The organism is Haloarcula halophila, from assembly GCF_029278565.1.
GTDB classification, from domain to species: domain Archaea; phylum Halobacteriota; class Halobacteria; order Halobacteriales; family Haloarculaceae; genus Haloarcula; species Haloarcula halophila.
The window spans coordinates 408,320-420,880 of sequence record NZ_CP119560.1 but is presented as its reverse complement, the minus strand read 5'-3'; the positions used below and the strand labels follow the sequence as shown (position 1 = coordinate 420,880).

The 12,561-nt window shown below is 61.9% G+C and carries 12 protein-coding genes; 5 read left to right on the top strand and 7 right to left on the bottom strand.

What is annotated here, in order from left to right:
* Positions 1 to 137: 137 nt before the first annotated feature.
* The 5 genes from P0204_RS17940 to P0204_RS17920 all read left to right on the top strand — a co-directional run bounded on the left by P0204_RS17940 (position 138) and on the right by P0204_RS17920 (position 5,626).
* Positions 138 to 1,751, top strand: coding sequence for a sensor histidine kinase (locus P0204_RS17940; protein ID WP_276224002.1), 1,614 nt, complete (start codon positions 138 to 140; stop codon positions 1,749 to 1,751).
* A 194-nt stretch (positions 1,752 to 1,945) separates the two neighbouring features.
* Entirely contained in the window at positions 1,946 to 3,838 is a 1,893-nt protein-coding gene (locus P0204_RS17935) for a hybrid sensor histidine kinase/response regulator (RefSeq protein ID WP_276223553.1), read from the top strand.
* 262 nt (positions 3,839 to 4,100) lie between these two features.
* On the top strand, positions 4,101 to 4,421 hold the full coding sequence (locus tag P0204_RS17930) for a DUF7471 family protein (RefSeq protein WP_276223551.1): 321 nt from the start codon (positions 4,101 to 4,103) through the stop codon (positions 4,419 to 4,421).
* Between the two features lie 57 nt (positions 4,422 to 4,478).
* The gene (locus P0204_RS17925) at positions 4,479 to 5,039 is read left to right on the top strand and encodes a nitrous oxide reductase accessory protein NosL (protein ID WP_276223550.1); all 561 of its coding nucleotides are present in this window, start codon (positions 4,479 to 4,481) and stop codon (positions 5,037 to 5,039) included.
* Positions 5,040 to 5,107: 68 nt separating this feature from the next.
* Complete coding sequence (locus P0204_RS17920) at positions 5,108 to 5,626, top strand: winged helix-turn-helix transcriptional regulator (protein WP_276223549.1); 519 nt, start codon at positions 5,108 to 5,110, stop codon at positions 5,624 to 5,626.
* Between the two features lies 1 nt (position 5,627).
* Here P0204_RS17920 and P0204_RS17915 read toward each other — a convergent pair whose 3' ends face one another.
* The 7 genes from P0204_RS17915 to P0204_RS17885 all read right to left on the bottom strand — a co-directional run bounded on the left by P0204_RS17915 (position 5,628) and on the right by P0204_RS17885 (position 12,268).
* Positions 5,628 to 6,440 carry an ABC transporter permease gene (locus P0204_RS17915; RefSeq protein ID WP_276223547.1) on the bottom strand — a complete coding sequence of 271 codons (813 nt, stop codon included), beginning with the start codon at positions 6,438 to 6,440 and terminating at the stop codon, positions 5,628 to 5,630.
* Positions 6,437 to 7,153 (bottom strand): ABC transporter ATP-binding protein, encoded by a 717-nt coding sequence (locus tag P0204_RS17910; protein WP_276223546.1) that lies wholly within the window; start codon positions 7,151 to 7,153, stop codon positions 6,437 to 6,439. The genes P0204_RS17915 and P0204_RS17910 overlap by 4 nt, the downstream gene beginning before the upstream one ends.
* Positions 7,150 to 9,063, bottom strand: a complete 1,914-nt coding sequence (locus P0204_RS17905) for a NosD domain-containing protein (protein WP_276223544.1) — start codon at positions 9,061 to 9,063, stop codon at positions 7,150 to 7,152. Before P0204_RS17905 ends, P0204_RS17910 begins: the two co-directional genes overlap by 4 nt.
* 90 nt (positions 9,064 to 9,153) lie before the next feature.
* Entirely contained in the window at positions 9,154 to 10,128 is a 975-nt protein-coding gene (locus P0204_RS17900; RefSeq protein ID WP_276223543.1) for a C-terminal binding protein, read from the bottom strand.
* 364 nt (positions 10,129 to 10,492) lie between these two features.
* Positions 10,493 to 10,804 (bottom strand): DUF7521 family protein, encoded by a 312-nt coding sequence (locus tag P0204_RS17895; protein WP_276223542.1) that lies wholly within the window; start codon positions 10,802 to 10,804, stop codon positions 10,493 to 10,495.
* Between the two features lies 1 nt (position 10,805).
* A complete protein-coding gene (locus P0204_RS17890) occupies positions 10,806 to 11,177 on the bottom strand; it encodes an ArsR/SmtB family transcription factor (protein ID WP_276223540.1) in 372 nt (123 codons plus the stop codon).
* Positions 11,178 to 11,542: 365 nt separating this feature from the next.
* Positions 11,543 to 12,268 carry a LolA family protein gene (locus P0204_RS17885; RefSeq protein WP_276223538.1) on the bottom strand — a complete coding sequence of 242 codons (726 nt, stop codon included), beginning with the start codon at positions 12,266 to 12,268 and terminating at the stop codon, positions 11,543 to 11,545.
* Between the last annotated feature and the right edge of the window lie 293 nt (positions 12,269 to 12,561).

The window sequence follows — 12,561 nt, the reverse complement described above, 5'->3', positions numbered from 1 at the left end:
AGCATAGGATCTGAGAACCGTTTAATGGTTGGATAGTGGCAGAAGCACTGACGATACTGGGGAGTACGATTCTGCTCGGCGTATCGCTCGGCGTAGTCGTCAGCGTCTGGCTGGCAACGGTCGCGTATCGGAACGATATGCCCGTCAATCGTGCGTTTTTCGGTCTCAATCTCGCGAGTGCACTGACCTGTGTCGCGATACTCGCGATGTATCTCAGCCCCAGCGTTCCGGTCGCCTTCGCGAGCCACGTGATCTATACAGGCTTTATACAGGGAATCGCCGTGCTCTTCGTCCTATTCGTAGTCGTGTATACGGGAAACCGGGCCTGGCTCACGTCCCGGCGGGTCGCACTCCTCGGGGGAGAGCCAATCGCCTTTACACTTCTATTGGCCACGAACCCGTTTCACAGGGTAGTACTGCACGACGTCAACACTACCCAGTTCGAGGGGCTGACAACGATTCAAATTCAGCCGACAGTGGTCTCGGACCTCCAGATCCTCTACGTCCTATTCTTGACGGTGGCTGGGTACGCTCTACTGGTACGCTTCTATTCTCAGACCCGGAGCTTCTATCGGAAGCAGACTGGCCTGATCTTACTCGGTGGTCTCCTCATTCCGATCGGCGGGTTCCTGTATCACGGTGGAGTTACGCCGATCAACTTGACTCCCTTCGCGCTCGTGGTCAACAGTGGCATTATCTGGATCGCACTGTTTCGGTACGATTTCCTCGATGTGACTCCTCTCGCAGCTGATCTACTGATCGAAGAGATGGACGACGCTGTCCTCGTGACCGGCCCGGAGGAGAAAATTTACGACGCAAACGGCGCGGCCGAGCGGCTGTTTGCCCGGGACCAGACTCCGTCTGCGGTGAACGCGGACTCTGAGCGGAGTCTGACTGGACGGTCACTGACGGACGTTTCGCCGTCGCTCGCAGCGGCGATAGATGACGAGGAACCCTTCGTTTACACGACCAGCGAGAACGATTCGGTGACATTGGACCCGAACGTGACATCGATAGAGGACCAGTTCGGCATCCGTCGGGGACTGCTGATCGTCCTGCGTGACGTGACCGAACAAGTACGCCGAGAGGCAGAGCTAGAGCGTCAGAACGAACGCCTTGAGGAGTTTGCAGGTGTTGTCAGCCACGACTTGCGGAACCCGTTGGCTGTCGCGGACGGATCCGTTGCTCTGGCCCGTCAGGAGGACGACACGGCCCACCTCGACAAAGCGGCCGACGCGATCGATCGGATGGACGCACTCGTCACGGATCTTCTGGCGTTGGCCCGTCAGGGACAATCGGTAGACGATGTCGAACAGGTGACGTTAGCCTCGGTCGTCGACGATGCGTGGCAGAACGTCGATGACCACGAGAAAGCCACGCTGGTCAATAATGCCGAAGGGGTCCTCAAGGCGGATACCCAGCGTCTTCAACAACTGTTCGAGAACCTCTTCCGAAATGCGGTCGAACATGGCGGGTCGGGGGTGACGATCACCGTTGGTCGCGAGGATGACGAGTTATATGTGGAAGACGACGGTCCGGGCATCCCAGCTACGGAACGTGACCGTGTCTTCGAGTACGGGCACACCTCGTCGTCTTCGGGGACCGGATTCGGCTTGGCGATCGTCCAGACGATCGCTCAGGCACATGGCTGGTCTGTCCGTCTCACTGAGAGTCAGAACGGCGGTGCGCGTTTCGTTTTCGGCGATCTCACCGGAGCGACTCCTCACAGACAACAGGCCGACTCGGCGTGACGCAGAGTTGAACTCATCTGACGTACTAGAACCCCCTCAGGTCGCAGCCATCGCTGACCAGAGTTCGATATCTTTCGTTGCCCCCGAAGTACGTCTTTCACTATCCGGTCTGTGGTACTATTTGTCACTAGGGTTGAAGATGGCCGATACTCACGCCCCAACCGTTATTGGTTGCCTCAATCACGCTGTACATAATGAACGAGCTTCCAGACACCATTCAGGTTCTTCACGTCGACGACGAACCTGATTTCGCTGATATGACTGCTACCTTTCTTGAACGCGAGGACGAGAGGTTCGTTATCGAGACAGCCACCAGTGCGAGCGCTGGAGCAGCGCAACTCGAACAGAATCGGTTCGACTGTGTGATCTCGGACTACGATATGCCCAGCCAGAACGGGATTGAGTTCCTCAAGTCTGTCCGGGAGCAGTATCCCGAGTTGCCGTTCATCCTCTTCACTGGGAAGGGTTCGGAGGAAGTGGCTAGCGATGCGATCTCTGCTGGCGTGACCGACTACCTCCAGAAGGAAGGCGGTACTGACCAGTATACGGTACTCGCGAACCGTATCACGAACGCCGTCGAACACCAGCGGACACGGGAACACGTCGAGCGAAGCGAGCAGCGGTTGCGTGAGATCGTCGATTCGCTCCCTCATCTGCTCTACGTACTCGACGAGAACGGGAACTACCTTCTCGTGAACGAAGCGCTCGCGGCCTTTCACGACTCCACTGTCGAGGATATCGAAGGGTCGAATATCGCGGAGGTGCTCGATGGGTCCGCCGCCGCGCAGTTCCAGCAATTTATCGGCGAAACACTCGAAACGGGGACGACAAAGCGGGCTCCGGAGGTCGAAGTTTCCGATCCGGACGGTGAGACACACGTCTTCGAACCGCGATTACAACCGTACGAGTTCGGCGATGTCGACGATCGCGCTGTCCTCGGTATCGCAGCGGACGTCACCGAGCGCAAGACATACGAGAGGCGTCTCGCAACCCTCAACGAAACGACGCCGGAGTTGATGGCCGCAGAGACGCGGACGGAAGTCGCCGAGATCGGGGTCGAGGCCGCCGCCGACGTGCTGGGGTTGGAGGCGAACGGGATTCATCTATACGATGAGCAGAGCGGGCTTGTCCCGGTCGCGCAAACCGACGCTGGACACGATCTCGTCGGCGATCCGCCGACGTTCACGGGCGAGGACAGCATCGCGTGGCGCGTCTACGAACAGGGCGAACCACTCGCGATCGAGGACGTCCACGACCACCCGGACATACACAATCCGAACTCCCCAGTACGGAGTGAACTCATCCTCCCACTCGGCGAGGCGGGAGTTTTGATCGCCAGCTCACCGACGGCAGCAACCTTCGACGACGAGGATAGCGTCCTCGTGGAGATCTTGGCCAGCAACATCACAGCGGCGCTCGAACAGGTCGAGCGGACTGCAGAGATACGCGCTCGCGAGGCGGAACTGGAACGTCAGAACGAACGCCTTGAGGAGTTCGCCAGCGTCGTCTCCCACGATCTGCGGAATCCACTGCAGGTGGCCCAGGGACGACTGGAACTCCTGAAAGAAGACTGTGAAACCGAACAAGTAGCCCCCATCGAGCGAGCGCTTGACCGAATGGATGTGTTGATCGAGGATATCCTGACGTTGGCTCGCGAGGGCGTCAGAGTGAACGAAATGGAAGACGTTGCCCTCGGAGAAGTCTGCGACGCGTGCTGGCAACACGTCGAAACGGGCGAGGCAACACTCGAAATCACGACCGACAAAACGATCCAAGCCGACCGAAGCCGTCTCCAGCAACTGATAGAGAACCTCGTTCGGAACGCTGTCGAACACGGGGGTGATGCTACCACAGTGACAGTGGGGGACCTCGACAGTGGGTTCTACATTGCAGATGACGGGCGGGGAATTCCAGCCGACGAGCGCGAGTCGGTGTTCGATGCGGGATACTCAACGGCAGACGACGGGACGGGCTTCGGTCTGAGCATCGTCAAGCAGGTCGCTGACGCCCATGGGTGGACTATCAGGCTCACAGAAAGCGAGACCGGTGGAGCACGCTTCGAGATCACTGGAACCGAACAGGCCTGATTGCGGAGTATTGGAGGGTGTCGATAGAAGCCCGAGCTCTTCCGCACATGCAGGACTACCGGCCGGGCTCGTTCGTCCAGTTGTCCTGTGGCAACTGTCGACAGCTAGTTGCCGACGCTTCCGTCGACCTGACCACGTCCGCCCCGGTATCGTCGAGGGGCTTACTCGTCTTTGCAGAACCGTCACGACTCTACACCACGCGAAGACGCAGTTGGACGTCGAAAACGTTTCTACGGTCACTCCCGAAGTCACGTGTCGAGCGATGCTCCAACTAACCGGCGAGTGGCTGGGACGGGGCGAAGCCACGGTCCTGCTGGTACTCATCGGACTCGCGACACTGGGCACAGTAGCGTTGTTTCTCGTCGCCACCGCCGGGACGCTCCGCCGTCGGAACCGGACGTACCTGCTGTTGACGGTCGCTATCGGGCTGCTCGTCGTCCGGTCTGTCGTGGGTCTCGGAACCGTGTTCGGTGCCGTCCCAATGCCGATTCACCACCTCGCCGGTCACGGTGTCGACCTCTCGATCGCGCTGTTGGTGCTAGCGGCTATCTTCGCCGTCGACAGGCCAGAGGCCCCGGAGTGACTGGTTTTCGATGACCCCACCAAGAGCCATTTGTCCGTCGTCGGGGTATCCACCGGTATGACCGAACGGAAACGCGGCCCGACACGACGAGACCTGCTCACCGGGACAGCGGCGATGCTGACACTCGCCGGCTGTCAAAGCGGTGGAGAAACAGCTGCGCCGGTCACCATCGCAACGGACGAGAACTGCGACCAGTGTGGCATGGTCATCTCCGAACATCCCGGGCCGGTCGGGGAGACGTACTATCGGAACAACACTCCCACCGGACACGACGAACCGGCCCGGTTCTGCAGCACGAGCTGCACCTATCGTCACCGGTTCGCCAAAGAACAGGAGGGATGGACGCCGGCGACGACGTTTCTCACCGACTACAGCGCCGTCGACTACGAGGTCCGGACCGACGGGGGTGCCACCGTGCTGACACACCATCTGGACGCGTCAGCGTTCACCGTGTCGGCGGAGCTCACTGTCGTCGCCAACAGCGATGTGGAAAGTGCGATGGGGACTGCCATCGTCCCGTTCGGGGACGAGGGTGACGCCGAGTCGTTCACCGAGGAGTACGGGGGCCAGACCCTCCCCGCAGAAGCCATCCAGCGCGAACTAGTCAGTCGCGGGTAGGGGATTCCCGAGAAGTGAGAACGAACGGTGGGCTGTTGTAACTCCGGTGGGTAATCGAGAGATACCGAATGCCCACGGTCAGAGAGCGAGTGAACGAGCACGTCGAAGCCAACCCAGGGGTCCACTTCACCGCGGTCAGGGAAGACCTGAATATCGCCACGGGACAGGCCCAGTACCACCTCAGAAAGCTGGAACGGGCCGGCGATATCGTCGCCGAGGAGATCCAGGGCCGGACACACTACTACGACCGGTCATACGACCCGTGGGAGCGTCGCGTCCTCGCGTTCGTCCGGCGGGAGACGGCGCGGGCACTACTGGCCCACCTCATCGACGATGGACCGCTCGGAGCGGCCGAGTTGGCCGACCGACTCGACCTCAGCCGGAGTACTGTCGCGTGGCACGTCTCCTCGCTGAACGACACCGGCATCGTCGAGAAGTCGTACGGTGAGAACGGCCGTGTCGTCGTCGAACTGGCTCGGCCGGACGAGACGCGCCGGCTGCTTGATGACGTGACGCCATCGCTCGCAGACCGCCTCGTCGACCGGTTCACGCGCCTCGTCGACGAGAGTCTGGCCGATTCCAGGTGAGTCACCGCAGGTGGGCGACCGCCGCTGCGCCAGCTAGCGTCGCCGCCCACCAGCCAACCAGCGCACCGGTCGCGAGCCACCCCGGGACGAACGACGACCGGGTCGGGACGGCCACGTACAACACCTGGTCGAAGACCAGCCCGCGGTAGGCACCGGCCGGTGTGACTGCGAGGACCCCGCCGAGTGACTCGCTCGGCAGGACACTCCCGTCCAGTGCCGCAAACACCGCTACGTCCCCGCCCACGGTCAGCACGAGCAGGCCAGCCAGTGCGAGAACCAGGGCGCGGCTGCGGGAACCGGCTAGCACCGACAGCAAGACCACCAGTGAGAGCGAGACGAACCCGTACAGCAGCGTTAGCGCGAGAAACCGCAGGTACAACAGGGGCGAGTCGATGCCGCGATGACTCGCGAACACCGTCGTCTCGGGACCCGCCGTCGTCGCGACGTACACGCCGAGTGCTGCGAGGGGGACACCGACGACGGCCGACAATACTACGGCACGGCCCGCGTACGTGCCACCGACGTACCCCCACGTCGGCAACGGGTAGGTCTCCATCACGTCGAGTTCACCCCGGGCGATCGGGTCGGCCATCGCGCGGTAGCCGACTGCGAAGGCCACGGTCGGGACGAGTATCTCGACGACGACGAGCACGTCGACGACGGTCGGGACGTAGCCGCCCGCCGGGCCGCCGGCGGTGGCGACGCCGAAGACGGCTATCGTCGTCACCAGCGCCAGCGCGAGGAAACTCCGTGTTCGGACTGCCGCCTGCACCTCTCGGGCGAAGACGCGCCAGACACGTTCGGCCGTCGTCATGCGTCACTCCGTCCCGTAACGACGGTCGTCTCACCCGCCAGCAGTGACGCGAACGTCTCGTGTAGGGGGCCACCGGTTCTTTCCCGGAGCGACGCCGGACTGCCGGCCGCACGCACCTCCCCCGATTCGAGGACGACGAGATGGTCGGCTGTTCGCTCGACGAGCGGGAGGTCGTGGGAACTCACCACGACGGTCCGGCCCTCGGCGGCGATAGAGTCGATGATCTCGAAAATCCGTTCGCTCATCGCCGGGTCAAGCCCGCTGGCTGGTTCGTCGAGTACCACCACCGGCGGGTCACCGGCCAGCGCCTGTGCGATACCCAGTAGCCGCCGCATCCCGCCCGAGAGGCCTGTCACCGGGCGTTCGGTCACGGCCGCCAGACCGACTGCGTCCAACAGTCGGTCGGGGTCGTCGTCGACGAGATCGGCGTAAAACGCGGCCGTTTCGGCGACGGTGAACCCCGGCCGGAACGTCGGTTGCTGGGGAAGGTAGCCGAAGCGTCGGACAGCCTCGGGGCCATTGTACTCGACGGTCCCCAGCGTCGGCCGCTCGACGCCGAGCAGGAGTTCTAGGAGCGTCGTCTTTCCGGACCCGTTCGGGCCGATGAACCCGGTCACCGCGGACGCTGGGATGTCGAGTGAGACCGAGTCGAGTGCGGTCACGTCGCCGTACGACTTCGTCAGTTCGTCTGTCGAGAGTGGTGGGGGAGTCATGGCGATACATCCGTCGTGGTTTCGTTCCGTACCATAGCGACAGTCTCGGGGTGGGCAGGCGCTGACAGCGGGTGAGTGTCGACGATACTCCCGCGGCGGAAGCCGGGTGTCGTCCCGCGTAAGGCTCGGAGCGCGCGGACGCTGGGTGCCGAACGGAGGACGACCGCCGAGTCAGTGTGGTGGAGTCGTCTGTCCACGGTGTCGGTCGGTGAGTACGGTCGGGTCAGCGTCGGCCCACCGTCCACCGAGAGATCGTAGGCGCCGCTCCAGTAGTTCCCTCGGCCGTCGTCGGTGTACCACCGCAACGGTCCGGGACCGGAGACGGCATGCTTGTCGTTCGCCACGAAGTCGTTCTCGGTGACGGTGTTCGACGGCAGGACCGTGGCAGCGGTGATGCCGATGTCGCTCCCGTAGACGACGTTGTCTTCGTACAGGGAGCGGCCGGCGTTCGCCGACAGCCCGCGTGTCGTATTGGCGACGACGTTGTGGCCGACGTAGCTCCGACTCCCGGCCATCAAGATGCCGCTGCCGGCGTCCCGAACGTCGTTGCCGACGACTGCGTTGCCTTCGGGGTTGGTCATGACGACGATACCCGCGTACTTCTGCTCGCGGGCGGTGTTGTCCGCGACGAGCGCCGACGAGGTGTACATCAGGTGGACGCCGAAGCGGCCGTCCCGGAAGGTGTTGTCGCGGACGACGGTCCCGTCGGCGCGGTGGAGATAGATGCCATCCCGCCCGCCGCGGAACGTACTGTCTTGGACGACGACATCGCTGTGCATCCCGACGACGCCCATGAAGCCGTCTTGCCAGTTGTCGGTCCCGTTGACGGTAACGTTCTCGACGACGGCGTCCGGCGTCCGCCTGAGAACGAACCCGCTCGACCGTGTCTCGACGGTGACGTTCGAAACGGACAGCGCCGAGGCGTTTCGCGCGGCCACGGCGGCGTCGCTGTTCCCGTAGGCCGCCGTCACGGTCGCGTCCCATGCGGAGTCCTCCGCCGTCGACGTGTTCCCGACTGTCTGGTTGCCGACGCCGGTGACCGAGAGGCCGGTGAGCCCGACCCGGTCGGCGGTCACCCTGACGACCGTGCCGTTGCCGCCGCCGTCGAGTGTCGCGTTCCGCCCACGCAGCGTTATCGGGTCGTCGACGGTCACCCGCTCGTGGTAGCTACCGTTCGGGACGACGACGGTGGTGTTGGGCGGCGCGGCGTCGACGGCGGCCTGTACCGTGGGTGCGTCCTCACCGACGACGACCGACACCGGCCGCGTGTCGAGAGTGCGGGCCGTCTGGACGGTCTCGTTGGTCGTCGATCGCCGGTCCGTGACCTGTTCTCGAACGGCGAGGGGACCCTCCACCCCGAACGAGTGGTTGCGGAGTATCGACCAGTCGATGACCCGGCCGCCACAGCGGTCTGCGAACGCCGCGGCGTCGGCGTGGGTCCCGAACGGCACCACCACGGGTCCCGAGGGAGCCCGCGTGCTCCCGTTGACGACGTAATGAGCCTCGATCGCTGCGGTCCATCCTGTCGGCCCGTCGGTCCGCAACGTACCGCGCTCGCCACAGGTCGCACCGGCGCCACTGTAGTCGGAGACGTACACCGCGAGCGGGTAGCCGAACTGTTGTTCGTGACCCGGTTCGGTCAGCGCCGCGACCGTCCGGTCGAGGCCGACGTACCCGACCACGTAGCGGTACTGCGAATAGAACACCTCCGCTCGTGGAACGCTGATATCACGACTGAGCGCACGCTGTTCGTCGGCCATCGTGATGCCACGCTGGACGGTCCGGTCGAACGGAACGGGATCGGGCCGCTCGCTGCCGAGGTCGGCCGCGAACGCGGCACCGAATACGATGGGGGCGACGACGAGACCGACTACAGTGACTATCTGCCACGGCGACAGCGTCGAGCGCATCTATCGACGGTACGAAACCGCTCCTAAAACGCTGTCTGGTAGACCCCTCGAAACTGTTCCTCGCCAACGAGACTGACCGTGATGGAGGTGTCAGCTCCACACCGTGTCTGGGGTGACAGCGTTGTCGGGTTGCTCACCTCGTAGTACTGCAGCAACGCCCTCGGCAACGCCTTTCGAGAGGTCCGTCTGGCTCTCTTCGGAGTACCATCCAGCGTGGGGCGTGAGCACGACATCGTCACGGTTGAGCAGTGGGCTGTCGGCGGCTGGCGGTTCGGATTCGAGCACGTCGAGGCCAGCACGCGCGATTTCCCCAGTAGAGAGGGCCTCGACGAGTGCAGCTTGGTCGATGACTCCACCGCGGGACGTATTCACCACGATACACTCCTCGGAGAGACGTACAAACTCCGCCGTCGAAAACAGATGACGAGTCGCCTTGTACAGTGGAACGTGAATTGAGCAATACTCTACCCGGTCGAGTAGTGTCTCGAACGCCACCTTTTCGACACCATAGTCACGCATCCGGGCCTCGGAAACGTGGGGATCGGTCGCTATCACCTCGACCCCGAAAGTCCGGAGCTTCGACGCGAGTCGGCGTGGGATGTTGCCGAATCCGACTAGCCCCAGCGTCCGGTCTGTCATTCGATGTAACGGCTGTCCCTGCTGCCAGTCCCATGTGCCAGCTTTCACCGCCCGATCGTACTGTGGGACTGCACGGACACATGCCAACAGAAGCGACAAGGCATGGGTTGAGACCTCTTCGAGGGAGTACGTAGGCACATTCACCACGGTGATGTCATTGGCGACTGCCGCATCGAGGTCGATATTGTCAACGCCGATGCCGGCCCGCCCAACGACTTGTAACGATGCCGTATTATTCAGTACCGCTGCCGTGACTGGGGTCTGTGCGTCGACAATGATCGCCTCTGCATCCCGGACAGCGCTGCTGACGGCGGCTTCGGTCTTCTCTTCAAGGATCTCTATCGTCGCGTCAGCAGCCTCCAGTATGTCGGATTGGTCTGTCGGATCAACTGTTTTGGAATCACAGAGTACAACGGTTGCAGTCATCCTGACTGACGGTATCGAACCCTCCACATACAATACTACTGCCGGAGACAGCCTGTGGTCAACCACCACGACGTGTAGATAGCGATATGCAAGATATGCACATCGAAGAGTGTAGACGTCGACTGGATCGCTCTCGTGTAGAATTGCGCAAAGCCCCGATAACGAGACATTCAACGACTGATTCGGCGGATTCACCAGCTAGATAACGTGAGCGGTAGTAACGCCCAGTTGTGCAGCTCTAGAAGACGTGTATTGCGTCCCCTCGCGGTTGGAGAGTATCGCTTTGGACCGTCCTTGCACTCGGCTGGACCGTACCGTGTTGGTCGGTGTCACCATCATAACTGTGTCGCTCGAACGCGCATCGTCATCCGCGCCGGTGGAGTGAGTACGCAATGAAGAGGACACCGATGAACTGGAGCATCCGCGTGACGAGAGTGAGCGGTTGCTGGAAATTCGACGGGAGAAGATTGCCCCGTAGCAGGGCTGAGCCGACGAACGCGACAGTAAACGCGGCGGCAGTGAGGAGAAACAGGCCAACGGACAGGTACTGCATGGTGAGGCTGTCGTGCCGGCGGTAGCCCCGGTATGCCTGGTACCCGATGTACGCACCGATGATCGTCGACCCGAAAGCCAGTGTGAGAATGAGCCAGTCGGCAATCGTGGATATCAGGACCATATTATAGATTCTCCCACATTTTCGTGAACCGGTCCGCCGTATCGTCCTCGTCTTGTCCCGGGAACGCCGGCGTCGAGCGGCGTTCGATACGTGGCTCGAACGCCCCATCTTCGAGGGTAAGTGTGAACTCCGAGAGCGTCGCTCGGTAGACGCTGTAATCGTTTCCCCCAGTCTGGATCTCCGTTCGCTCTGCCAGCAATCCGTGTTCCTGTAACCACTCAACTCGGCGGTATACCGTCGGTTCCGACATATCACACTGCTGTGCGAGTTGTTGGGCGGACATTGGTTGCTCACTCGTTGCTGCGAGGATATCCCGGGCGTACTGGTCGCTGAGCAACTCGAGAACGTCCTCCAGCGCCGGGTCTTCGCTCACGTACCCGAACAACAGTTGGGGCGCGAATAAAGTACCTTGCCACTTGCTGACCCAGAAAACGGTCGGGGGACGGGATGGAGGGGTGTGCGCGTCAGGGGACCGAGGGAGGGGCGGGACCAACATACCGTTACTGGAGTCAGGCGACGGACTGGACCGGTGAAGCGACCCAGGCCATGACTTGCCCTCGGTGTCAGGGTCCGACTGGGGGTGACTGCGGGCCGAGGGTGTTCCGTACCGGCTAGCATAGCCGTCCGTGATCCGTCGCAACTCGAGGGTAGCGTCGTACCATCTTATAATGTGGAACCGGCTTTCTGACCCAGAAGCCGGGGGGAATGTATTTGAGCCCACACAGGCAGTTGGTGGGATCAAGTAGCTGGACAGCCGACCGACCGACCGACAGCGATCAGCTGTTGTCTGGTGGTTCCCGTTGCACGAACGGTGTATCGGTATCTCTCACAGTTCCAGGACAGCATCAGTGTCGGGCCAAAGGAAAGCACCGCCTGTCGCCCATCGATAGTAACCGCCGTTTCTCCGTTCTCGGGCGGATACGTGAAGTTGTACGCCGAGATCGAGATACTGCTTGTCTCGTTGACGTACTGGAGGCCGACGCTGCGGATTTGCCCCTCGGTCCTCGTTGCTGTGGTTAGTTCGTACGACATCGGTAGGTCCGGCGTCGGCACCGTGACCGTAGTATCTGACCGTAACTCGCCGATACTGTCGTACTGTCGGACAGTGGGCGTGGCCGGCGTCTCAAGCGTCGTGTTCGGGGTCGGTTCGAATCGGAACGTTCCTTTCGGGAGCTCAGGAGTGACATGCACGTCGGTGTACGTTGTCGTCAGTTCCCGCTCTACCCCGTCGTGTATCCACGTGGTCTGTCGCTGGATCGGATACAACAACTCCGTATCGACCCAGAGTGTTTGCTGATGGCTGATATCTTCGTCGGGACTGGTAATATTGATAACATACACCTCCCGTCCGTTCAGCGTATCCGTCCCGGTGTATCGGATCTCATACGTGGTGTTCGGAACAGTGTGTGGTGGGTTCATGCCGCCGCGGTCGCCGGGTACGACCGGTAGTGGCTCGACAGGCATCGAAGGGCTCGAATCGTCGCTAACCAAGCGCGTGTGAACGAGGATCCGTTCGATCCGCTCTAGGGTCGAGTCGTCCGAGGGGGTATCTTGCAGACCGATTCGGGTTACCGCTTGCTCACTCCGATCGTGCAACCAGAGGGTCGAACCGTTCGAGACGCGGAGGTCGTATCGTCGCGACGAGTTACTCGTCAGTCGGTGACGGCGTTTGTCACTCCCTGGTACCGTCGTGACATCGTACGTGGCACGAGCCGTAACTGTCCCGTCCCGTTTGACAACGGTTGTCCGGGTCGCGT

Coding starts and splice junctions, on each gene's coding strand:
- P0204_RS17885 (WP_276223538.1), bottom strand. CDS start 12,268: ATGCCTGTCGAGCCACTACCGGTCGTACCCGGCGACCGCGGCGGCATG.
- P0204_RS17915 (WP_276223547.1), bottom strand. CDS start 6,440: ATGACGACGGCCGAACGTGTCTGGCGCGTCTTCGCCCGAGAGGTGCAG.
- P0204_RS17930 (WP_276223551.1), top strand. CDS start 4,101: ATGCTCCAACTAACCGGCGAGTGGCTGGGACGGGGCGAAGCCACGGTC.
- P0204_RS17940 (WP_276224002.1), top strand. CDS start 138: ATGCCCGTCAATCGTGCGTTTTTCGGTCTCAATCTCGCGAGTGCACTG.
- P0204_RS17905 (WP_276223544.1), bottom strand. CDS start 9,063: ATGCGCTCGACGCTGTCGCCGTGGCAGATAGTCACTGTAGTCGGTCTC.
- P0204_RS17935 (WP_276223553.1), top strand. CDS start 1,946: ATGAACGAGCTTCCAGACACCATTCAGGTTCTTCACGTCGACGACGAA.
- P0204_RS17900 (WP_276223543.1), bottom strand. CDS start 10,128: ATGACTGCAACCGTTGTACTCTGTGATTCCAAAACAGTTGATCCGACA.
- P0204_RS17925 (WP_276223550.1), top strand. CDS start 4,479: ATGACCGAACGGAAACGCGGCCCGACACGACGAGACCTGCTCACCGGG.
- P0204_RS17910 (WP_276223546.1), bottom strand. CDS start 7,153: ATGACTCCCCCACCACTCTCGACAGACGAACTGACGAAGTCGTACGGC.
- P0204_RS17895 (WP_276223542.1), bottom strand. CDS start 10,804: ATGGTCCTGATATCCACGATTGCCGACTGGCTCATTCTCACACTGGCT.
- P0204_RS17920 (WP_276223549.1), top strand. CDS start 5,108: ATGCCCACGGTCAGAGAGCGAGTGAACGAGCACGTCGAAGCCAACCCA.